This window comes from Arhodomonas sp. AD133, assembly GCF_051195215.1.
Classification (GTDB): domain Bacteria; phylum Pseudomonadota; class Gammaproteobacteria; order Nitrococcales; family Nitrococcaceae; genus Arhodomonas.
Genome location: NZ_JBNAZM010000006.1, coordinates 40,868 through 61,031, shown reverse-complemented (window position 1 = coordinate 61,031; position 20,164 = coordinate 40,868). Strand labels below are relative to the sequence as shown.

At 66.8% G+C, this 20,164-nt stretch carries 19 protein-coding genes; 9 read left to right on the top strand and 10 right to left on the bottom strand.

The annotated features are described in order from the left end of the window. Positions 1 to 137: 137 nt before the first annotated feature. A complete protein-coding gene (locus ACPEES_RS05520; protein ID WP_435101878.1) occupies positions 138 to 1,592 on the top strand; it encodes a glyceraldehyde-3-phosphate dehydrogenase in 1,455 nt (484 codons plus the stop codon). A 108-nt stretch (positions 1,593 to 1,700) separates the two neighbouring features. Continuing rightward, on the top strand, positions 1,701 to 2,246 hold the full coding sequence (locus ACPEES_RS05515) for a DUF2058 domain-containing protein (RefSeq protein ID WP_435101876.1): 546 nt from the start codon (positions 1,701 to 1,703) through the stop codon (positions 2,244 to 2,246). A 16-nt stretch (positions 2,247 to 2,262) separates the two neighbouring features. Here ACPEES_RS05515 and ACPEES_RS05510 read toward each other — a convergent pair whose 3' ends face one another. From ACPEES_RS05510 to ACPEES_RS05490, 5 genes are all read right to left on the bottom strand, one after another. Beyond that, positions 2,263 to 3,189: a DMT family transporter gene (locus ACPEES_RS05510; RefSeq protein ID WP_435101874.1), complete on the bottom strand. Its 927-nt coding sequence runs from the start codon at positions 3,187 to 3,189 to the stop codon at positions 2,263 to 2,265. A gap of 617 nt (positions 3,190 to 3,806) precedes the next feature. Next, the gene (locus tag ACPEES_RS05505) at positions 3,807 to 4,064 is read right to left on the bottom strand and encodes a carbon storage regulator (RefSeq protein ID WP_435101872.1); all 258 of its coding nucleotides are present in this window, start codon (positions 4,062 to 4,064) and stop codon (positions 3,807 to 3,809) included. Positions 4,065 to 4,141: 77 nt separating this feature from the next. Next, positions 4,142 to 5,152, bottom strand: coding sequence for a patatin-like phospholipase family protein (locus tag ACPEES_RS05500; RefSeq protein ID WP_435101870.1), 1,011 nt, complete (start codon positions 5,150 to 5,152; stop codon positions 4,142 to 4,144). 98 nt (positions 5,153 to 5,250) lie between these two features. Further along, a complete protein-coding gene (locus ACPEES_RS05495; RefSeq protein ID WP_435101868.1) occupies positions 5,251 to 5,706 on the bottom strand; it encodes a hypothetical protein in 456 nt (151 codons plus the stop codon). Positions 5,707 to 5,892: 186 nt separating this feature from the next. After that, positions 5,893 to 6,699, bottom strand: a complete 807-nt coding sequence (locus tag ACPEES_RS05490; RefSeq protein WP_435101866.1) for an arylesterase — start codon at positions 6,697 to 6,699, stop codon at positions 5,893 to 5,895. Between the two features lie 104 nt (positions 6,700 to 6,803). On the opposite strand from ACPEES_RS05490, the gene ACPEES_RS05485 reads away from it, so the two are divergent. Next, positions 6,804 to 7,052 (top strand): GlsB/YeaQ/YmgE family stress response membrane protein, encoded by a 249-nt coding sequence (locus tag ACPEES_RS05485; RefSeq protein WP_435101864.1) that lies wholly within the window; start codon positions 6,804 to 6,806, stop codon positions 7,050 to 7,052. 48 nt (positions 7,053 to 7,100) lie between these two features. On the opposite strand, the gene ACPEES_RS05480 is transcribed toward ACPEES_RS05485, so the two are convergent. Next, entirely contained in the window at positions 7,101 to 8,756 is a 1,656-nt protein-coding gene (locus ACPEES_RS05480) for an acyl-CoA dehydrogenase family protein (protein ID WP_435101862.1), read from the bottom strand. Positions 8,757 to 8,992: 236 nt separating this feature from the next. On the opposite strand from ACPEES_RS05480, the gene ACPEES_RS05475 reads away from it, so the two are divergent. From ACPEES_RS05475 to ACPEES_RS05455, 5 genes are all read left to right on the top strand, one after another. Beyond that, a complete protein-coding gene (locus ACPEES_RS05475) occupies positions 8,993 to 10,633 on the top strand; it encodes a methyl-accepting chemotaxis protein (protein ID WP_435101859.1) in 1,641 nt (546 codons plus the stop codon). A gap of 167 nt (positions 10,634 to 10,800) precedes the next feature. Continuing rightward, complete coding sequence (locus ACPEES_RS05470; RefSeq protein WP_435101856.1) at positions 10,801 to 11,349, top strand: TetR family transcriptional regulator; 549 nt, start codon at positions 10,801 to 10,803, stop codon at positions 11,347 to 11,349. Then, positions 11,346 to 11,669, top strand: coding sequence for a DMT family transporter (locus ACPEES_RS05465; protein WP_435101854.1), 324 nt, complete (start codon positions 11,346 to 11,348; stop codon positions 11,667 to 11,669). The genes ACPEES_RS05470 and ACPEES_RS05465 overlap by 4 nt, the downstream gene beginning before the upstream one ends. A gap of 67 nt (positions 11,670 to 11,736) precedes the next feature. Next, a complete protein-coding gene (locus ACPEES_RS05460) occupies positions 11,737 to 13,995 on the top strand; it encodes a sensor histidine kinase (protein WP_435101852.1) in 2,259 nt (752 codons plus the stop codon). Next, on the top strand, positions 13,988 to 15,358 hold the full coding sequence (locus tag ACPEES_RS05455) for a sigma-54-dependent transcriptional regulator (RefSeq protein WP_435101850.1): 1,371 nt from the start codon (positions 13,988 to 13,990) through the stop codon (positions 15,356 to 15,358). The genes ACPEES_RS05460 and ACPEES_RS05455 overlap by 8 nt, the downstream gene beginning before the upstream one ends. 37 nt (positions 15,359 to 15,395) lie before the next feature. Here ACPEES_RS05455 and ACPEES_RS05450 read toward each other — a convergent pair whose 3' ends face one another. After that, on the bottom strand, positions 15,396 to 16,298 hold the full coding sequence (locus ACPEES_RS05450) for an AraC family transcriptional regulator (RefSeq protein WP_435101848.1): 903 nt from the start codon (positions 16,296 to 16,298) through the stop codon (positions 15,396 to 15,398). A gap of 152 nt (positions 16,299 to 16,450) precedes the next feature. Between ACPEES_RS05450 and ACPEES_RS05445 the strand changes: the two genes are divergently transcribed. Then, a complete protein-coding gene (locus ACPEES_RS05445; RefSeq protein WP_435101846.1) occupies positions 16,451 to 17,002 on the top strand; it encodes a carboxymuconolactone decarboxylase family protein in 552 nt (183 codons plus the stop codon). Positions 17,003 to 17,180: 178 nt separating this feature from the next. Here ACPEES_RS05445 and ACPEES_RS05440 read toward each other — a convergent pair whose 3' ends face one another. From ACPEES_RS05440 to ACPEES_RS05430, 3 genes are all read right to left on the bottom strand, one after another. Next, a complete protein-coding gene (locus tag ACPEES_RS05440; protein WP_435101844.1) occupies positions 17,181 to 17,513 on the bottom strand; it encodes a YnfA family protein in 333 nt (110 codons plus the stop codon). A 115-nt stretch (positions 17,514 to 17,628) separates the two neighbouring features. Beyond that, positions 17,629 to 19,680 (bottom strand): TRAP transporter permease, encoded by a 2,052-nt coding sequence (locus ACPEES_RS05435; RefSeq protein ID WP_435101842.1) that lies wholly within the window; start codon positions 19,678 to 19,680, stop codon positions 17,629 to 17,631. Beyond that, the gene (locus tag ACPEES_RS05430; protein WP_435101840.1) at positions 19,677 to 20,153 is read right to left on the bottom strand and encodes a DUF1850 domain-containing protein; all 477 of its coding nucleotides are present in this window, start codon (positions 20,151 to 20,153) and stop codon (positions 19,677 to 19,679) included. Before ACPEES_RS05430 ends, ACPEES_RS05435 begins: the two co-directional genes overlap by 4 nt. Positions 20,154 to 20,164 lie beyond the last annotated feature (11 nt).

Genomic DNA, 20,164 nt, shown 5'->3' with positions numbered 1-20,164 from the left:
TCTCCCCACGGCGACGGCGGGACACGTCCGTCATTCTGTCGTAGCATTTCGCTGCGCCGCACAAGGGCGCACCACAACAAAACGCGGCGACGACCGTGATCAGACGAAAGACTGACCAACGCAGGGGATCCATTCATATGTCGATCAGCAAGCGCGACGCCTACCTCCAGCGATGGAAAGAGGCCCAGGAGCTCGCCGAGGAGATGCTGCCCATCATCGGCCGGCTCTACCGCGACCGCGGCCTCGTGCTACGCATTTACGGCCGCCCGCTGAACAATGCGAGCACCATCGACATCCTCAAGGCCCACCGCTTCGTGAAACAGTACGAGGGCAAAGCGCTCGATATCAGCGAGAGCTTCGCCGTCCTCCAGGCCCTCGCCGAGCTGCGCCTGGCACCGGCGCGGCTGGACCTCGGCCGGCTCGCCGTCGCCTACGGCAAGCTCGCCGAGCCACGCCCGGCGCTCACCGAGTGGCTGCGCGAAGAGCTCGCCGAGATCGCCGATAGCGACGAGCCGATGCGCGAAGCCCCCCAGGACGTGGTCCTCTACGGCTTCGGACGCATCGGCCGCCTGCTCGCCCGGCTGCTCATCGAGAAGACCGGCGCCGGCAACAAGCTGCGCCTGCGCGCCATCGTCGTGCGGCCCAACGACCGCCCCGACGACCTGGACAAGCGCGCGAGCCTGCTGCGCCGCGACTCGGTGCACGGGCCCTTCAACGGCTCGATTTTCACCGTGCCCGAGGACAACGCGATCGTCGCCAACGGCAACTACATCCAGGTGATCTATGCGAACTCCCCGGCGGAGATCGATTACACCGCCCACGACATCCACGACGCGCTGATCCTGGACAACACCGGCAAATGGCGGGACGAGGCCGGCCTCTCCCAGCACCTCGAGGCCAAGGGCGCCTCGTGCGTGCTGCTCACCGCGCCGGGCAAGGGCGATCTCAAGAACATCGTCTTCGGCGTCAACGACGACGCCATCACCGCCGACGATCGTATCCTCTCCGCGGCGAGCTGCACCACCAATGCCATCACGCCGGTGCTCAAGGTCATCAACGACCGCTTCGGCATCGCCCACGGTCACGTCGAAACGGTGCACGCCTATACCAACGACCAGAACCTCACCGACAACTACCACAAGGGTGCCCGCCGCGGACGCAGCGCCGCGCTCAACATGGTGCTCACCGAGACCGGTGCGGCGAAGGCGGTCTCCAAAGCGCTGCCCGAGCTCGCCGGCAAGCTCACGGGCAACGCCATTCGCGTGCCCACGCCCAACGTCTCGTTGGCGGTGCTCAACCTCACTCTTGGCGAAACTACCGACCGGGACGCGCTCAACGCCTACCTCCGCGATGCAGCCCTCTATTCCGAGCTCGCCGAGCAGATCGACTACACCGCTTCCACCGAGGTGGTGTCCACGGATCTCGTGGGCTCGCGCCACGCCGGCGTCATCGACGCCACTTCGCTGATCGTCGAAGACAACCACTGCGTGGTCTACGTCTGGTACGACAACGAGGTGGGCTATAGCTGCCAGGTGGTGCGCATCGCCCAGGAAATGGCGGGGCTGCACTTCCCGCGACTGCCGCGTCACTGACCGCGATCGATGGCCGGAGGTCGCGGGATGCGGCCTCCGGGGTGGGAAGCGGCCGTATGAGCCCTTATCCTTCGCAGACAGGAAGACAATCAACGCAACGGTGCGACGATGAGCGACTCACTGCGGGAGCAGTTGCTGAAAACCGGGCTCGCCTCCGAGGAGGATGCCAAGCGGGCGAAGGCCGGCAAGCGGCGCAAGGGGCCGAAGAAGAAAAAGGCCGAACGGCGCAAACAGGCCGATGACACGATTCGCGACGCCAAGCTCTACGACCAGGCGAAGCGCGAGCGCGACCGTGAGCTCAACCGCCAGCGCGAGGCCGAACGCCAGCGTCAGGCCGAGGAGAAAGCCGCCCGGCGCATGGTGCTCGATGCCGAAATCCCCCACGGGCAGGACCGCAACAGCGACGTCGCCTTCCATTTCACCTACGGCGAGCGCATCAAGCACATCTACGTCTCGCCCAGGCATCAGAAACAGCTCGCGGCCGGGGAGCTCGCCATCGCACGCACCAAGGGACACTTCCGCCTGATTCCGCGGGACGTCGCCGAGAAAGTGAAGCCCAAGGCACCGTTTCTCATCGCCTTCCTGGACGAAGGCGCCCAGGAGGACGATCCCGCCTACGAGGAGTTCCCGATTCCGGACGACCTCATGTGGTAGCGGCGGCGCGGCGCACTCATTCGGGGGCGCCGCGCTCCACCGCGTGGGGCGCCCCACCGGCGGCGGCGCCGGCCGCCAAGGGCACGGGGTCACGCATGGCGAGCCAGGAGTGCACGGAGATGGTGACCAGAATGAGCGCGCCGCCGACCAGCGTGAGTGACGGCGGCTCCTCGCCCACCGCGAGCCATACCCACACCGGCCCCAGCACCGTCTCGATGAGGAGAAACAGGCTCACCTCCGGCGACGGAAGATAACGGGTGGCCGTCATGATCAACACCGAGGCCAGCGGCATCTGCACCAGCCCCATTATCGCGAGCCAGCCGTAGGCCGCCGGCTGCAGTGACAACGGCTCCGCGAACGCCGACGCGGCGAGCCCCGCCACCGCCCCCGCGCCGCAGGTAAGCGGAATCCGGGGAATACCCGGGAAACGGCGGAGCACGGTGAGCGACACGCCCATCAGCACCGCGAGCAGCAACGCCAGCCCGTCGCCGACGACCGTGCCGCCGCCAAGGGATCCCGAGAAGACCACGAGCACACCGGTGACGCACAATGCGATCGCCACCAGGGTGCGAACGCGCACCCGCTCCCGCAGGAACAGCCACGAGAACAACGCCGCGAAGAACGGCGCGCAACTGAGAATCACCACCGTATTCGCGGCCTTGGTGTGGGAGACCGAAAGCACGAACAGCGCCGTGTTCATGCCGTAGAGCGCGACGACCGCGGCGGCCGCCACCCCCTCGGCCCGGCTCGACGGCCGCCAGCGCTCACGGCGGGCCAGTGTGAGCACCGCCATGGACAGACAGATCAGCCAGCCCCGCCAGAACGTCACGTTCCAGCCGTCCGTGCCCGCCAGCCGCACCAGCACGGCATCGAAACTCAGTGACAACACACCGACCGCGGCGAGAAGCATACCGTGGCGGTGCGGACTGACCGCTGGGGACATGGACCCTCCTGGCGTGCGCACAACGGCAGGGGTGGCGAAAACGGGGAACGAAGACCGAAAGCAGGCTAACGTCCTGAAGCGAGCAGTCTACCCCCCACCCGAGCCTACGCAAAGCACCAAGCAATCCATCGTCGATGGGATATGGGATCACCCGCCTATCGACGAGTCCGGGCAGATCCTGGAGACACGAGTGGGACGTTGGTTGCAAATAGCCCGACCCAACTCAGCGCTTCGTCGGCGAGCTCGGTCGGCGATTAGTTGGTGGCGCTCGGACCAATGGGGCGGGTACACACAACACGGGAGGGATGATGTTGCCAAGCAGCTAGTCGGATACCAGCAGGATGTGCATTCGGGACATGGACGCCCCCTGGCACGCTATTGGTTATTCCGCACCGGAGACCTATGCGCGGACCGATATTCCGCTGGCACGAACGCATCAAGCTAATCCATCTCACGATGATTGTGACCCGAGCCCCGGGCCGACTGCATCCAAGGGCATGAACTTCGTTGTTCCCGGGCTGCATCCATGACACTGCGGCAGCGGTCGGAGGAAGCGTTGTCACACATTCCATGTGCTGTGCCTGTAGCGGCGCAGCCGGCTACTCGGGGCGCGCAGCTTAGGAGGTGGCGCTTCGTCGTCGTCGCCTGTAGGTTACCTTCGGGGTCGAGCCCGATGCCGTTTCCGGTTCGAGTGCGGACACTCGCTCCGGGGTGACATGCGAGCTGCCTTGGAGTAGCTCTTCGCGAACGACGGGAACAGCCTTCGGGGCGTCAACCCTCAACTTCACGGCCATGCCACCGGCAGGCAGGATCTCTAACCGGATATCCTCGCCGATAACGAGCGCTTCACCATATCTACGGGTCAACGAAAGCATACTCCCTTCCCCTATCGTCCAGTCCGTGGAATCGCGCGGCTTACCAAGCTTCTCAAAGTTATCGTCATGCGTCAGCCCTAATCATACGGTGGCGCCCAGTTGTCGAGATCCAGGGTACTCCCGTGACCGATCTGCCCGCCGTGGGTCTCCAGCCACTGGCCGGCGCGTTCACGGCCCCATTCGAAGAGTCGGTTCACGAACGTCCACTCGGCGTTGAGTTTGCTGACCGCACTCAACCCGCTCAGGTAGTCCTCGCCGTCGATCATGTGGAAGTAGGCCTTCTCGTAGTCGTGACCGGTAATGCCCATATCGTCGAGCATGCGGGTCACATGCGCGATGCTGCGGATCTCGCGCATCAGGCTGGCGTTGAACGTGATCTCGTTGATGCGGTCGTCGATGTCCCGGGAATTCGTCGGCACGGTTTCGCGACGCTTGGGATTGACCTGCACGATCAGGATGTCCCGGGACTGGCAGTGGCTCACCAGCGGTTCCAGGACCGGGTTGCCCATATAGCCACCGTCCCAGAAGTATTCGTCGCCTATGGCGACCGCCTGGTAGAACTGCGGCAGGCACGCCGAGGCTAGCAGCACGTCCGGCGACAGCCGGTCAGCGGTGAAAATGTGCAGACGGTTGGTGCGCACGTTGGTCGCGGAGATGAACAACTGCATCGACCGGCAGCATCGCAGGGTCTCGAAATCGATGGAATCCGCGAGCACCTGGCGCAACGGGTTGTAGTCCAGTGGGTTGAACTGATAGGGCGAGAGCCAGCGCAGCATCCAGTCCATCCACACGGCGGCGGGCGACGGTCCGAATGCCTTGACACTCCACCAGTCGTCGCGAAAGGGGCTGAACGCAGCGTGGTCGGCGATGCGGCGCCAGAACACGCCCAGCGCCTCGCGGGCTCCCTCGGCACCGCCCTTCTCGTATCCGTCGGCGAGCACTGCCGCGTTGATCGCACCGGCGCTGGTGCCGCTGATGCCCTCGATCTCGAATCCCGGCTCTTCGAGCAGGCGATCGAGCACGCCCCAGGTGAACGCCCCGTGGGAACCGCCGCCCTGCAGTGCGAGATTGATGGGTTTCTCCGCCATCGGCCCTCCTTCGCCGCTCGGAATGGAGACTCATACCTGCCTTGGGCACGCGCCTCGGGCAGTTGGCACCGGCTGGATGCCGCAACCGGCGCCGACGGTCAACTCGCCAGCCGATGCATGCCCGAGAACCAGCGCAAGAACACGCCCGTGCCGACCCCCCAGGCACCGTTGATCAGCAGTGCCATCAGCCAGACCTGCGGATTCCAGCCAACGGCGAACGCTGCGCCCTTCAGTGGCGCGACGAGCAGCAACGCGACCAGCGTCGGGAAAACGCCCCCGAACAGGAACGCCGCCAGCCAGTAACCACCGCCGTAGGGAAACCACCGGTCGACAAGCGCATAGACGATCCCCCAGACGCCTCCCCAGAAAGCGAGGGAGAAGACGGCCGGCACGCCGAATGGCGCGGTCGCCGCCAGGGAATACGGGGCCACCGGCGCCAACGCCACCGCCCATAGCGCGGCCAGGGCGAGCTGGTGAAAAACGAGGGTCGCGAGAAAGCCCGCCACGAATGCCAGTATGAACCGCTTGGGTGACGTCGTCGCTGCAGTGACCATTGCCGACCTCCCGACGATCCCGTGCTCACAGCCACCCCCGCTTGCGCTCCGTCGGCGAGCCGCACGGCAAACCGATTACCAAATCTTCTCAGAGGTATTGCCATGTGTCAGAGCGCCAGAGCCGTCCGGGGTCAAGGCGCGTTCGCGCCGGCGTGTGCGCTGGGACACGCCAACACAACCGTACTGTCACGCCCCATAATGCCATTCTGGCACGTACCGATGTCGCCGAGCGCTTGCTGTCGCATCGGCACATCGCGAGCGGGTCGCATGGTCCCTGACACTGTAGTCGACCCGGGCGCACCCGATACTAATCTTCTCAGAGGTATTGTCATGCGTCACCGCCTGGCGGTTCCAAACCGGGATGCATGACACCTTACTCCGGCAACGCCCCGCCGCGACGAGCGTTTCGTGCACCGCCCGGGCGAGGCGCGCATAGCCCCGGGCATTCGGATGGACACGGTCGGACCTGAGCGCGGCCTCCGTAAGGATATCGGAGAGCGCCCCGGCGACCAGCGGCACACCTTCGGCCTCGGCCACCTCCTCGTACCATGGAGCCATGCTCAGGCCCAGTCCGAACCGCGGCACGCCGACCAGCACGACCTCCACGCCACGATCGCGGGCCACTTCGATCATGGCCCGGAGGTTGTCGGCCACGCCGTCAGTACGGTTGCGCAGTATATCGTTACCGCCGTGGCAGAGGATCATCAGATCGGGGCGCACTTCTTCCAGGACGCGGGGTAGCCGGCGCCTGCCCTCCCCGGAGAGTTCCCCCGGCACGCCGGCGTTGACCACCTCGAGCCCCGTTCGCTCGGCGAGCACGCCGGGGTACGCGGCCTGCGACGGTGCCCCCGTGCCGCGGGTGAGGCTGTCACCGAACGCCAGCACGCGGGCGTCGGCGTCGAGGCGCGACAGCGACGGCGCGCGCTCGCATGCGACCAGCGCCAGGCTCAGTGCGGTAATCAACAGCGATACAACGATGTGGCGTCGGGGCATCGTCAGACCGACATTTCCCGTTGCATTGAAAACCTGCGTACGCCTCCAGAACGTCTATGTTCGGGGAGAGGGCCGCAAACCAATACCATCAGGAGGGACACGCCATGGGATTCATATCGTGGATCGTTCTCGGACTCATCGTTGGCGCATTGGCCAAGTTCATCATGCCCGGCCAGGACCCGGGCGGCATCATCGTGACCATTCTGCTCGGCATCGCCGGCGCCTTCGTCGGCGGGGCGGTCGCCTCCTTCCTAGGCATCGGCACATTTACCGGCTTCAACGTGGGTAGCATCGTCATCGCGTTGATCGGTGCGATCATTCTGCTCGCCATCTACCGGGTCGTCACCAAATAGCGTCCACTGCGGCCGGCGCCGTTCCGGCCGCAGCCTCTCACACCGGGTTCAGGCCGGCCAGATTCGTTCGAGAATCGCCGCCCGGTCCGCGGCCACCGGCAGGGTGCCGAACGTGGCACCGCCTTCGCCCCCGAGACGTGTGGCGCAGAAGGCCTCGGCCACCGCCGAAGCGCCGTGACGCACGAGCAAGCTCCCCTGGAGCGTCAGCGCCATGAGCTCCGTCAGCGAACGCGCCCGCAACTGCGCGTCCGCCTCCTCGGTCACCGCCCGACGCAGCGCATCGAGCGCGGCATCCAGCCGGGCATCCGCGCCACGACCGCGCTCCGCTTCGCGCAGGAGCGCGGGCACGGTCTCCGGCTCGCGCTCGATCGCACGCAGAACGTCCAGGCAGATCACGTTGCCCGAGCCCTCCCAGATACTGTTCACCGGCGCCTCGCGATAGAGTCGCGGCAGTATGGAGGTCTCGACGTAGCCGTTACCGCCGAGACACTCCATGGCCTCGTAGATCGCCACAGGGGCTCGTTTGTTGGTCCAGTACTTGGCCACCGCCGTGGCGATACGGGCCAGCAGACGCTCCTGCTCGTCGGCGTGAGCACCGTCCATGCTTTCGGCCACGCGCATGACAAGGGCAGTCGCCGCCTCGAGCTCGACGGCGAGATCGGCGAGCACCTGCTGCATGAGCGGCTGGTCCACGAGCGCGGCGCCGAACGCACGCCGTCCGCGGCAGTGGTGCCACGCCCGCACCAGCGCCTGACGCATCATCCCCACCGGCGCGGTGGCGGCATCGAGGCGTGTCTGCTGCACCATTTCCAGGATCGTGCGAACACCGCGCCCGGGCTCGCCCACGCGCTGCGCCCACGTCTCGTCGAACTCGATCTCCGCGGAGGCGTTGCTGCGGTTACCGCACTTGTCCTTGAGACGCTGCAGATACAGCGGGTTGCGGCTGCCGTCAGGCCGCCAGCGGGGCACGAGGAAACACGTGAGGCCCTCGTCGAGCTGGGCGAGGGTCAGGAACGCATCGGACATGGGCGCGGAGCAGAACCACTTGTGTCCGGTGAGCACGTATTCGCCGGCGCCGTCGGCGGGCCGGGCGCGCGTGGTGATCGCCCGCACGTCCGAACCGCCCTGCTTCTCGGTCATGGCCATGCCGAACGTCACGCCGGACTTGTCTCCGGCGGGCAGCGCGCGGGCGTCGTAGGCAGTGCTCAACACCCGCGGCAGCCAGTCCTCCGCCAGCGCGGGCTCGCACCGCAGTGCCGGCACCACCGCATGCGTCATGGTGACGGGGCAGCACACGCCCTGCTCCGGCTGGGTGAACAGATACATGCCGGCGACGTGCGCGACATGCCCGCCTGCGCCTGCCTGACGCCACGCCACGCCATGGAGGTCGTGGCCGATGGCGAGCGCCATGAGCGCATGATACGTCGGATGATAGCGCACCTCGTCGATGCGCCGTCCGCCGGCATCGAAGGTCTCCAGCTCCGGCGGATACCGGTTCGCCAGCGCCGCCTGCTCGAACCAGTAGACGCGCCCGGTCTCCGAGCCCAACGCCCGCAGCCAGCCCGGCACCCAATCGGGCGCGCTGCGCATGACCGCCTCGCGCAGGGGGCGATCCGTGGTCCAGGCGTCGTAATCATCCATGGGCGCCGGCTGATTGTGCACTTCATGGGTTCGCAACCAGGTACGGGGGCGGTGATAGGTCATGGGCACACTCCCCAACGGCGTGGCTGGCTTCCGCCGCGCGACAGGCACGGCGCCTGCGCCTCTGTGTCGACTATAGTCCGGGTGTACGTGTTCCAGAAGCCGGGCAATCGGTGTGCCGCCGGCGCCGCAGATGCATCGCCGTCTCAAGATCGAGAGGCATCGGACGATACATTGATAAGCAAGGCCAAAAAAACAATAAGCAAAAGTTCGAACTACGCGCGTCGGGGGGCAACAAGATGTCGAATTGGTGGCGGGATCTGTCGTTTCGCTGGAAACTCGCGGCGCCGGTCGCCGTGTTGACGGTCATTCTGGCAGCGGTGGTCGGTTTCTCGATGATGCTGCTATCGGAGATGACCGGCGACGCCCGGACTTTCTCCGATGCACTCATGCCCGGCAGCTCGCTGGTGCTGGAAGCCGACCGGGATCTGCACCAGTCGATGATCGCGCAAATGCGTGGCGTGCTCGCGGATTCCGCCGCGGCGCGGCGCGAGCAGCGCGACACCTACGCCGAGAACCTGGCACAGGCACGCGAGCGTGTGAAGCGATCCGCTGCGGCGCTAGGCCGTGCTGAAACCACGAAGATGGCGAAGACGTTCGCCACGGATGTCACGCGCTGGGAGGAGATCGGCACCGAGGTCCGGCGCCTGGCCGATGCCGGTCGCACTGACGCGGCGCTCGCACTGGCGCTGGGTGACGGCAAGGCGGCATTCGACAAGGCGCGCAATCACCTCGACCGGATGACCGAGCGGGTCGGCACACTGTCCGCCGGAGTCGCCGAAAAGGTAGCCGGCGACGCGGCGTCCAACCGCTGGAACCTGCTGGCGGCATTGGCGCTCGGGCTCATCGTCTGCGCATTCGTCCTGATCAGGGTGCCGGGTATCGTGCTGCGCCCGTTGCGGCAGATGTCGGAACGTGTCGAGAACCTCTGCAGCGGCGACGGCGATCTCACCCTGCGACTCGCCAACCCCGCGGGCGATGAAATCGGGCGGCTTTCGGACCGCATCGACGAATTCCTCGACATGCTCAACGACACGATCGGTCGCGCAGCCGATACGACACGCCAGGTCTCGGCGTCGGCGGAAGAGCTCTCCACGACGAGCCGCGAGGCACAGTCCAACGTGGACACTCAGCACATGGCTACCGATCAGGTGAGCACCGCCACCAACGAAATGACGGCCACGACCCAGGAGGTCGCCCGAAACGTCGGCGAGACGGCCGAGACCGCCGGCGCCGCCAACGATGAGGCGAACGATATGGCCGCGACCATGGCGCGTACGGTCACCACCGTGGAGCAACTGGCCGCGCAGATGGAGAGCACCGGCGAAGGCATCGGCAGACTCACGGCGGATGCCGACCAGATCGGCACCGTGCTCGACGTCATCAACGACGTGGCCGAGCAGACCAACCTGCTCGCCCTCAATGCCGCCATCGAGGCGGCACGGGCCGGCGAGCACGGCCGCGGATTCGCGGTGGTCGCCGAGGAGGTGCGCACGCTCGCCACGCGCACCCAGGACTCCACCACCGAAATCCGCAGCATCATCGAGCGCGTGCAAAACGGTGCGCGCGAATCCGCCGAGCTCACGGAGGCCGGCCGCCGGCAAAGCGGCGAGACGGTGACCATGGCGCGTGGCTGCAGCGAGCAGCTCGAAGCCCTGACCGACCGCATCCGGGCGATCAGCGACATGAGCAACCGGATCGCCGCGGCTGCCGAGGAGCAGACCTCCACCATCGAGGAAATCGACCGTAACGTCACCGAGATCCGTGAGACCTCCGGTCACACCGCGGCCGGCGCCAACCAGGTGGCCGCCGCCAGCGATGAGCTCGCACGACTTGCCAGCGAGCTCGAGGGAGTCATGGGCCGTTTCCGCACGGCCTGAGCGTTGCCTCCCTAACCCGCCACTTCCACACGACACGCCCACACCAATAGACCCTCAGCGCCGGTAGCCGCCGATGACCGGCGGCCTGGCGGGCCGGGGGCAACCATCACGGTATTCGGATGGGCGGGCCTTGAAACTTAACCGACCAGTCGGTACAGTTCCTTCCCATGAGCGAAACGACACGCGAACGCATACTCCGGGCAGCCGCGGACATCGTCCAGCACCGAGGGATCGCGCGGCTGACGCTGGACGCTGTCGCCGAGACGGCCGGCCTGAGCAAGGGCGGGCTCATCTACCACTTCCCGTCCAAGGAGGCGCTGCTCGCGGCGATGGTGGAGAAGCTCATCACCGTGACCGAGCGCGACATCGACGCACACCGGGAGAACGACACGGCGCCCGGAAGCTGGACGCGTGGCTACCTGGCGGCCTGCTCGCCGGACAATGCCAATGCCGAAGCGGACAACCGCCTGGCGGTTGCCGTGCTCGCCGCAACCGCCGGCGAGCCTCATCTGCTGGCGCCGATGCGCGAACGTCAGTCGCAGTGGCGAACCGCTCTCGGCGCGGACGGCATTCCCGTCGACGACGCACTGGTCGTTCGGCTCGCCGCCGACGGCCTGTGGATGAACGACCTGTTCGGTATACCCGTGGTGAGCGAGGCCGAGCGCCGGCTCGTACTCGAACGGTTGACCGAGCTCAGCGGAGGTGACCGATCATGATGATGCCCTATCTCTACCTGGCGGTGGCGATTGCCAGCGAGGTGGTGGCCACCTCCGCGCTGAAGGCCTCCGATGGCTTCACCCGGCCATTGCCGGCGGTCATCGTGGTGGTGGGCTACGCCATCGCATTTCTGCTGATGGCCGCCAGTCTCAAGCAGCTTCCCGTCGGATTCGTCTACGCGATCTGGGCAGGCCTGGGCATCGTGGGCGTCGCCATCGTCGGCGCACTGGTGTTCGGCGAAGTCTTCACGCCGCTCAAGGTGGTGGGCATAGCGCTCGTGGTCGCCGGGGTCGTGGTGATGAAGCTCGGGACGGCATGAGACGGCCCGGTAATCACACGCACAAGACACCGTGGTGGCGGCGGTAACGGTTACAATCGCCTGCACCATGAACCGTGACGCCGCCACCCTCGCCCACCCCGCCAGCCCCCATCGACGCCGGCGCTGGCTCGTCGTGGCCGTGGCCGCGCTGCTAGCCGCCGCGGGCGTTCTCGCCGCCACCGCACACCTGGCCCGTGACGCCGCCCTGGATGCCCTGCGCGAGCGCGGCGCCGCCGATCTGCGGCTGTATATCGCCAACGTCCGCCGGGAGCTGGAGAAGTACGAATACCTGCCCGCGTTGCTCGCCGACGATGCCCGACTGCAACGCCTGCTCGGCAAACCGGCCGACTTCGCGAGCTGGCAGGCGGTCAATCGCTACCTGCAGCTCGCCGCACAGACGTCCAATGCCGCGGAGATCTATCTCCTCGACCGCGAAGGCACGACGGTCGCCGCCAGCAACTTCGAGGACATGGACTCGTTCATCGGCGACAACTATCGCTTCCGCCCGTACTTCCAGCAGGCCGTACAAGGGGAGCTGGGACGCTTCTACGCGCTGGGGATCACCTCCAACGAGCGCGGCTACTACTTCGCCTCGCCGGTACGTGTGGATGAAGCCATCGCCGGAGTCATCGTGGTCAAGGTAGCGATCACGGTCGTGGAACGCGAGCGTGGCGGTGGCGATCGCGAGTTCATCGTCACCGACCCGAATGACGTGGTCTTTCTCTCCACCAGGCCTCAGTGGCGCTTTCGAACGCTCGCACCGCTGACCGAAGCGCAACGCGGACGCTTGCGGGATACGCGGCGCTACCCGGATCGTGAGCTCAAGCCCCTGGTGGTCAGGCACCGCCAGTCGGTCACAGAGGACACCACCGTGCTCACCCTGGATGACGGCACGAGCTACCTGCGCCAGGGCATGCCCATGTTCGCCGCGGGCTGGCGCGTGCACGTCCTCAGCGATACCGCGCCCGTGGCGCAGCAGGTCAGTCGCTCGGTCATGCTCGCGGCGATGATCATCGCCGCGGCGGGGCTGGCCGGGGGCATCGTGGTTCAACGCCGGCTGCGCCTGCGCGATCGGATGCGTTTCGAGCACGCCGCCATGGAAGCGGCCGCCGCCAACGAGGCGCGGGTCCGGGCGGTGATCGACAACACCCGGGCGGGGCTCGTCACCCTCACCGACAACGGGTACATCGCCTCGTTCAACCCCACGGCAGCCGCGCTGTTCGGGCGGGCGCCAGCGTCGGTACAGGGCGTGCACCTGGCGGCGCTGTTCGAACGCGGGGACGCCGAACGCCTGGCGGCCAGCCTCGACACCGCCACCCGGGAATCCGCCCACCCGGTCATCGAGGTCACCGCCCGCCGCGGCGATGGCTCACAATTTCCCGTGGAGATCGCCGTCAGCCCCATGGAGCTCGCCGAAGGCCGGCGGTACCTGGTGACCATGCACGACGTCTCCGAGCGCAAGGCGAACGAGCAGGCCCTGCGCCGGGCCCATGACGAGCTCGAGCAGCGTGTCGCCGAGCGCACCGAAGACCTGGTCGCCGCCAACCGCCGGCTCACGCAGGAGATCGAGGAACACCGCCGCACCGAAGCCGAGCTCATCCACACCCGCGACGAGCTCGTGCAGGCCGCGAAGCTCGCGGCCATCGGTCAGCTCTCCGCGGGTATCAACCACGAGGTCAACCAACCGCTCACCGCCATCCGCGCTTACGCCGACAACGCCCGCCTGCTGCTCGAGCGCGAGCGACGGAATGAAGCGCAGGAAAACCTCAGCCAGATCAGTGCACTCACCGCCCGGACGGCGCGCATCGTCCACCAGCTCAAGGTGTTTGCGCGCAAGAGCTCGGGCACGCCTTCGCCGGTGTCCCTGCCGGCAGTGGTGGACGCCGCGCTGGCACTGCTGGAGCCCCAGCTCACCCGCGGCGGGGTGGCGGTTTTCCGCCACTGGGACAGCGCCCCGCTGATCTGCCTCGGCGACATGGTCCGCCTCGAGCAGGTATTCGTGAACCTGGTGGGCAATGCCGTCCACGCCCTCGCCGACACCACCGAACCCGAGCTGCACATCACCATCCGCCGTGACGACGCCCGGCTCGTCGCAACCGTGCGGGACAATGGCCCCGGCATCGACGCCGCGGACCTCGCCCACATCTTCGACGCTTTCTATACCACCAAGGAGACAGGGCAGGGCCTCGGGCTGGGACTGTCGATCTCGGCACGCATCATCGAGGAAATGGGTGGCACGATGCATGCTAGCAATCACCGTGACGGCGGCGCGGAATTCACGTTGACGCTACCGGCGGCGCAACCGGAGGACGGCCGGGATGAATGAGACCGAGACAGGACCGGTGCTGTTCGTCGACGACGAGTCGGCGATCCGCATGGCGGCTACCCAGACCCTGGAGCTGGCCGGCTATACCGTGCACGCTCACGAGCGCGCCGAGCCGGCCCTGGAGGCAGTGAGCCTGGAATTCCCGGGCGTGGTGGTCTGCGATATCAAGATGCCGCAAATGGACGGCCTGACGTTCCTGCGTGAGGCGCTGACCATCGATCGCGATCTCCCCGTGATTCTCATCACCGGTCACGGCGACATCGCGATGGCCGTGGGCGCCATGCGTGACGGTGCCTACGACTTCGTCGAGAAACCGTATTCGCCGGAAAGCCTGACCGAGGTCGTGCGCCGGGCCCTGGACAAACGCCGCCTCACCCTCGAGAACCGGCATCTGCGCCAGGCACTCGCCGCCCACAGCGCTCCGGGACCGCGACTGATCGGTCAGACGCGGGTGATACACCGGCTGCGCGGACTGATCCACCAGATCGCGGACACCGACGCCGACGTGCTCATCCACGGCGAGACCGGCACGGGCAAGGAGCTCGTCGCGCGCTCGCTCCACGAGCAAAGCCCGCGGCGGGAAGGCAATTTCGTCGCCGTCAACTGCGGCGCCGTGCCCCAGGAGCTCATCGAGTCCGAGCTCTTCGGCCATGAGGCCGGTGCATTCACCGGCGCCCGCAGCCGGCGCATTGGCAAGCTCGAGCACGCCAGTGGCGGCACGCTGTTTCTCGACGAAATCGAGAGCATGCCGCTGGCCCAGCAGGTACAGCTGCTCCGCGTCCTCCAGGAACGCACCCTCACGCGGCTCGGTTCCAACCAGACCATATCCCTGAACCTGCGCGTGGTGGCGGCCACCAAGGTGGACCTGCAGGAGGCGGCGGCGATGGGCAATTTCCGCGAAGACCTCTACTACCGGCTCAACGTCGTGGCGCTGGAGATTCCACCACTGCGCGAGCGGCGCGAGGACATCCCCCTGCTCTTCCAGCATTTCGCGCTGGTCGCCGGCCACCGTTACCAGCGCGAAGCGCCGGCACTCACCCCACATCAGCGTGCCGCGCTCATGCGCCACCAATGGCCGGGCAACGTTCGCGAGCTGCGCAACGTCGCCGAGCGCTATGTCCTGCTGGGGGAGCATTACGCGTTCGACCTGGATCGTGTGCTCGATAACGCCAGCGACGACGAGGCGGCGAGCATGGGGCTGCGCGAACAGGTGGAGCGCTTCGAGCGCGAGCTTATCGAGCAGGCCCTGCGCGCCCAGCACGGTAACATCAGCCGCACCACCGAAACGCTCGGGCTGCCGCGCAAGACGCTCTACGACAAAATGCAGAAGTACGGCCTCAGTCGCGACCAGTTCACCGCCTGACGCCGTGCCGGACCATGCCACGGGCGGCGGACACCGGTCAGGCGGTTACCGCCGCGCGGTGCGCACGCCTCACCGCCCCCGGGCCGAGACCATAGTGCCGCGTGAACGCCTTGCTGAAGCCGGCCTCCGTTGCATAGCCGCAGTGCTCGGCAACCGCTGCGACCGTTTCCCCTTCCCGAAGCCAGCGATAGGCGAGCAGCATGCGCCAGCGATTCACGTAGGTCATGGGTGGCTCCCCCATCAAGGCCCCGAATCGCGCCACGAAGGCGGTGCGTGACATTGCAACCGCCCTCGCCAGCAGCGCCACGGTCCAGGCCGTCTGCGGACTGTCGTGGATGAGCTGCAAGGCATGATGAATGGCGGGATCGGACACGGCCGCAGCCAGGCCCGGCTGATCGCGATTATTGTCGAGATACCAACGTAGCGCCTTGATGAACAACGCATCCGAGAGTCGGTCCACCACCGCCTCGAAGCCGGGAGCACCGCTACGGGCCTCATCGACCAGCAATTCCGCGATGCCCCGCAGCGCGGAGCCGCCGACCGCCGTGGAGGTGTGGATCAGCAGGTAGTCGGGCAGCGCATCCAGCAAAGGATTCGATCCCCCCTGCTCGAACCGGAAGTGCCCGCACACGACGCCCGCCCCATCCTCTCGCTCGTCGTCCAACGGTAGAAACTCGGGCGGCGGCGCATCGCCGCGAACGGCGGAATCGCTCAGCACATGCGGTGCATCCCGAGGGAGAATCAACAGGTCTCCGGCTCCGAGAGCCATCGGCTCACCACCATCGTAGCGGTGCAGCCAGCACTGCCCGGAAGCCACGAGGTGGAAACTCGCCTGGCCCGTCGTCTCGTGATCCAGGTTCCAACGCCCGCAGAACTGAGCGCGGACTGACACCCTCGCATTCAAATGAAACGTGTAGAGGAGCTGACTGATGAGATCCATGCGCGGCGTCGCCTGAACGAACTGACATGAAACATGACTTCTTGGATCTACTATCGTCCATGAGCGTTCCCCATATTGGTGGTAGACGATCAGGGGGGCGACCAGCGACACACCCGCCGACCCTCCGCAGCAACCAAACGGGAGGTAACGCCATGGCAACGTTTCCGCTGCACACCACGGACACCGCCCCGGCGGCGGCACGCGAGCGCCTGGAAGCCGTTCAGTCCAGGATGGGCTTCATCCCGAATCTGTTCGGGCAGCTCGCCGAGTCTCCGGCAGCGCTGGAAGCCTACCAGGCGTTGACCGACATCCTGGGGCGGACATCGTTCTCGCCGGCCGAGCAGCAGATCATCCTGCTCAGCGCGTCGGTGGAGAACGGCTGCGAGTTCTGCGTCGCCGCCCATACCGCAGGCGCACGCAAGGCCAACGCGCCGGAAACCGTCGTCGACGCCATCCGCGACGGCGACAGCGTCCCCGACGAACGCCTCGGCGCACTTGCGACATTCACACAGCGCGTCGTGCGCGACCGTGGTTGGGTGGATGAGGCGACGATCGAGGACTTCCTGGCCGCCGGATTCACCCGCGAAAACGTTCTGGAGGTGCTGGTCGGAATCAGCCTGAAGACGCTGAGCAACTACGCCAACCACATCACCGGCACGCCGTTGAACGAGGAAATCGCCGCATTCCGGTGGTCCCGGTCGTGAGCCGGTACGAGGCGGACGCGCCGCCACGCGCGTCCGCCTTTACCGGCCAGAAGCAGGGACACCTCCCGTCACCGGGTCCGGCACTGGCCGTATCGGGATCGCGAAACGCGAACCAGCGCAACAGCAACCGGCTACCCCGTGAAATCCCTCGTCCAGACCACGCGCATCGGCGTCGGCGTCACCGGGGGCCGAGCAGGATGATACCGGCCCCAATCAGGCAGACCGCCGCTCCGGCGACGTCCCATTGATCCGGCACCCGACTCTCCACCGCCCACAGCCACGCCAGCGAGGATACGATGTAAATTCCGCCGTAGGCAGCGTAAGCGCGCCCGGCAAAATCCACGCCCACCAGGGTGAGCAGGTAGGCGAACGCCGCCAGGCTCAGCATCCCCGGCACCAGCCACCAGGGACTCCTGCCAAGGCGCAGCCACATCCAGAACGTGAAACAGCCGGCGATCTCCGCGATGGCGGCGCCGGCAAAAGCGAGCAGGCTCGTTGCGACGGTTGCCATGGCTTCCGCGATTGTGCCGTGAATCTGCGCCCTGGGCGCGAACGAAACGCAGGCCACTCGCCGCGGGCCGCCCCTGGCGGCTGACCGCGACGAGCGTGGCCACGCCGCCGCGAACCTATGGCCCCGGCGACTCCGGTGTCCGCTGCACCTGCCCCTGAGCCCCGTCATCCATACCCGCTCGACTCTGCAGGCGGTTGATGGCAAGTACCGCGCAAATGGTGACGAATCCCGCCAGCTCCACCAGGAAGCTGGGGTAGAAAACAGCCACCATGGAGAACGCGAGCAGCAATCGCGGCACCACGCCGAGGCGGGTGAAGAGATAGCCCTCGAGCGTGGCGGCGAACGCGCCCAGCGCCACCAGCGCGATCATCGCATTCCAGGCGATGACGTGTACCGGTCCGCCGACGATGATCTCCGGGTTGAACACCATGAACAGCGGGATGAGGTAGAGCCCCTTGGCGAATTTCCAGGCCTGGATGCCGGCATCCATCGGCCGGCAGCCGGCGATCGCTGCGCCCGCGAAGCCGGCCAGGGCGATGGGCGGCGTGACATTGGAATCCTGCGAATACCAGAACACCACCAGGTGCGCGATGAGCAGGGGGATGCCGAACTCGTTGGTCAGCGCCGGCCCCACCAGCACGATGAGCACGATGTAGCTCGCCGTCACCGGCAGCCCCATGCCCAGCACCAGGCTCGCCGCCAGCACCAGCAACAGGGCCAGCACGATGTTGCCCCCGGAGAACGCCACCATCAGCGACGAGAATTTCAGCCCCAGGCCGGTCAGCCCCACGGCCCCGACGATGATCCCCGCCACCGCGCAGGCGACGCTCACGGCCACGGCATTGCGCGCCCCCACCTCGAGGGCCTGGACAAGGCGATAGAGACCCAGGCGACAGGCACCGGCGAGCATGCCTGCATCGAAACGCCGCGGGCGTTCCGGGTCCTCTGCGAAGAGCAGGGTGATGAGCGCGCGCAGCACGGCGACGGCCACGATGCTGAGAATCGCGTAGAAGCCCACGGTGGTCGGCGACATGGCACGCACCAGCAGGTAGACCAGCACCGCGAGGGGAACCAGGAAGTGCCAGCCCCGCTTCATCACCTCGGCGAGGGATGGCAGCTCGCTTGCCGGCAGTCCTCGCATGCCCTCCTTGACGGCGATCACGTGCACGAACAGGTACACCGTCGTGAAGTACAGGATCGCCGGCAGGATGCTGATCTTCACGATCTCCAGGTACGGCACATTGGTGTACTCCGCGATCAGGAACGCGCCCGCACCCATCAACGGGGGCATGATCTGCCCGCCGGTGCTGGCGGCCGCCTCCACACCCGCCGCCTGTGCCGGCCGATAGCCGAGGCGCTTCATCAACGGAATCGTGAACGCGCCGGTGGTGACGACGTTGGCGATGGCACTGCCCGAGATGGAGCCCATGGCCGCCGAGGCGATCACCGAGGCTTTCGCGGGGCCGCCGCGCTGGCGGCCAGTGGCCGCGTAGGCGAGATCGATGAAGAAATGACCGGCGCCGGTCACTTCGAGGAAGGCGCCGAAGAGCACGAAAATGAATACATACGTCGCCGCCACGCCCAGCGGCAGCCCGTAGATGCCTTCCTGGCCGAGATAGAGCTGGCCGATGAGACGGTCGATGCCGTAGCCGCGATGGCCGAGAACACCCGGCAGCAGATCGGAGAACCAGGGCAGAGCACCGCGCGGGCCGGCGAGCACATAGACGATGGCGATGCAGCCTATGACCGTCATGCCGAGGCCGACCGCGCGGCGCGAGGCCTCCAGCAACGTGATCGTGGCGATGACGCCGACAATGATATCCGTCTGGTTCCAGAAACCGGCGCGGTAGAAGATCGCGTCCAGGTTGTAACAGAGGTAGAAACCGGAGAGCACGGCGCCGCCGAAAAAGGCGATGTCGACGATCCAGCCGATGACGCCACGGCGACGACGGATGCCACCGACGGGGAAGATCAGGAACGCCATCATCATGATCAGCGCGAGGTGGATGCTGCGCTGATAGAACAGCCCCAGCGGTTCGACGCCGGCGGTATAGAGCTGGAAGAGCGACAGCCCCACCCCGATGAGGGTGATCAGCCACACCACGGGCCGGGGTTGCAGACCGGGCTTCTGGCCCGGCAGAGGCACTTCTTCGCTTGTCATGCTCATGGTTGGCTCGTGTCCTCATGTCGGGTTTCGTCGCTCCGGTACACGCGGATGGTCACCGCCTCGCCGGCCGCCAGGGCACTCAGACTGACGATACGCCCGCCAGCGGCGATGCGGTGATCGACCCGCGACGAACCCACGCGCAGGATGTAACCGTCCCCCGGCACCGGCTCGTCGATATCCTCGATCCAGTACCCGCCGCGGCCATCGGAGCGTGGCCGCCCCCGGCCGACTACCGGCCCGAGGCCGGCGGCATAGTCGGGCTGGTGACTGCGCTCCAGCACCATGCGGTCGTCGCGATAGACGTAGCAGTCACGCACCTCGAAACCCTGAACCGAGTGGTGCCAGAGCACGCACCAGCGTTCACCGGGCGCGAGCGGGAAGGCCGCGAGCACGTGATCGCCCCGCGCAACGGCTTCGAGGAAGGCGGGTTGTGCGCCGGCGGGCGCCGCCCAGGCGATTGCCAGAGCGAGCATGACGGCTCGCC

Excerpts from the sequence above, each read along its gene's own strand:
- ACPEES_RS05520 (WP_435101878.1), top strand. The coding sequence starts at position 138 with ATGTCGATCAGCAAGCGCGACGCCTACCTCCAGCGATGGAAAGAGGCC.
- ACPEES_RS05515 (WP_435101876.1), top strand. The coding sequence starts at position 1,701 with ATGAGCGACTCACTGCGGGAGCAGTTGCTGAAAACCGGGCTCGCCTCC.
- ACPEES_RS05510 (WP_435101874.1), bottom strand. The coding sequence starts at position 3,189 with ATGTCCCCAGCGGTCAGTCCGCACCGCCACGGTATGCTTCTCGCCGCG.
- ACPEES_RS05505 (WP_435101872.1), bottom strand. The coding sequence starts at position 4,064 with ATGCTTTCGTTGACCCGTAGATATGGTGAAGCGCTCGTTATCGGCGAG.
- ACPEES_RS05500 (WP_435101870.1), bottom strand. The coding sequence starts at position 5,152 with ATGGCGGAGAAACCCATCAATCTCGCACTGCAGGGCGGCGGTTCCCAC.
- ACPEES_RS05495 (WP_435101868.1), bottom strand. The coding sequence starts at position 5,706 with ATGGTCACTGCAGCGACGACGTCACCCAAGCGGTTCATACTGGCATTC.
- ACPEES_RS05490 (WP_435101866.1), bottom strand. The coding sequence starts at position 6,699 with ATGCCCCGACGCCACATCGTTGTATCGCTGTTGATTACCGCACTGAGC.
- ACPEES_RS05485 (WP_435101864.1), top strand. The coding sequence starts at position 6,804 with ATGGGATTCATATCGTGGATCGTTCTCGGACTCATCGTTGGCGCATTG.
- ACPEES_RS05480 (WP_435101862.1), bottom strand. The coding sequence starts at position 8,756 with ATGACCTATCACCGCCCCCGTACCTGGTTGCGAACCCATGAAGTGCAC.
- ACPEES_RS05475 (WP_435101859.1), top strand. The coding sequence starts at position 8,993 with ATGTCGAATTGGTGGCGGGATCTGTCGTTTCGCTGGAAACTCGCGGCG.
- ACPEES_RS05470 (WP_435101856.1), top strand. The coding sequence starts at position 10,801 with ATGAGCGAAACGACACGCGAACGCATACTCCGGGCAGCCGCGGACATC.
- ACPEES_RS05465 (WP_435101854.1), top strand. The coding sequence starts at position 11,346 with ATGATGATGCCCTATCTCTACCTGGCGGTGGCGATTGCCAGCGAGGTG.
- ACPEES_RS05460 (WP_435101852.1), top strand. The coding sequence starts at position 11,737 with ATGAACCGTGACGCCGCCACCCTCGCCCACCCCGCCAGCCCCCATCGA.
- ACPEES_RS05455 (WP_435101850.1), top strand. The coding sequence starts at position 13,988 with ATGAATGAGACCGAGACAGGACCGGTGCTGTTCGTCGACGACGAGTCG.
- ACPEES_RS05450 (WP_435101848.1), bottom strand. The coding sequence starts at position 16,298 with ATGGATCTCATCAGTCAGCTCCTCTACACGTTTCATTTGAATGCGAGG.
- ACPEES_RS05445 (WP_435101846.1), top strand. The coding sequence starts at position 16,451 with ATGGCAACGTTTCCGCTGCACACCACGGACACCGCCCCGGCGGCGGCA.
- ACPEES_RS05440 (WP_435101844.1), bottom strand. The coding sequence starts at position 17,513 with ATGGCAACCGTCGCAACGAGCCTGCTCGCTTTTGCCGGCGCCGCCATC.
- ACPEES_RS05435 (WP_435101842.1), bottom strand. The coding sequence starts at position 19,680 with ATGAGCATGACAAGCGAAGAAGTGCCTCTGCCGGGCCAGAAGCCCGGT.
- ACPEES_RS05430 (WP_435101840.1), bottom strand. The coding sequence starts at position 20,153 with ATGCTCGCTCTGGCAATCGCCTGGGCGGCGCCCGCCGGCGCACAACCC.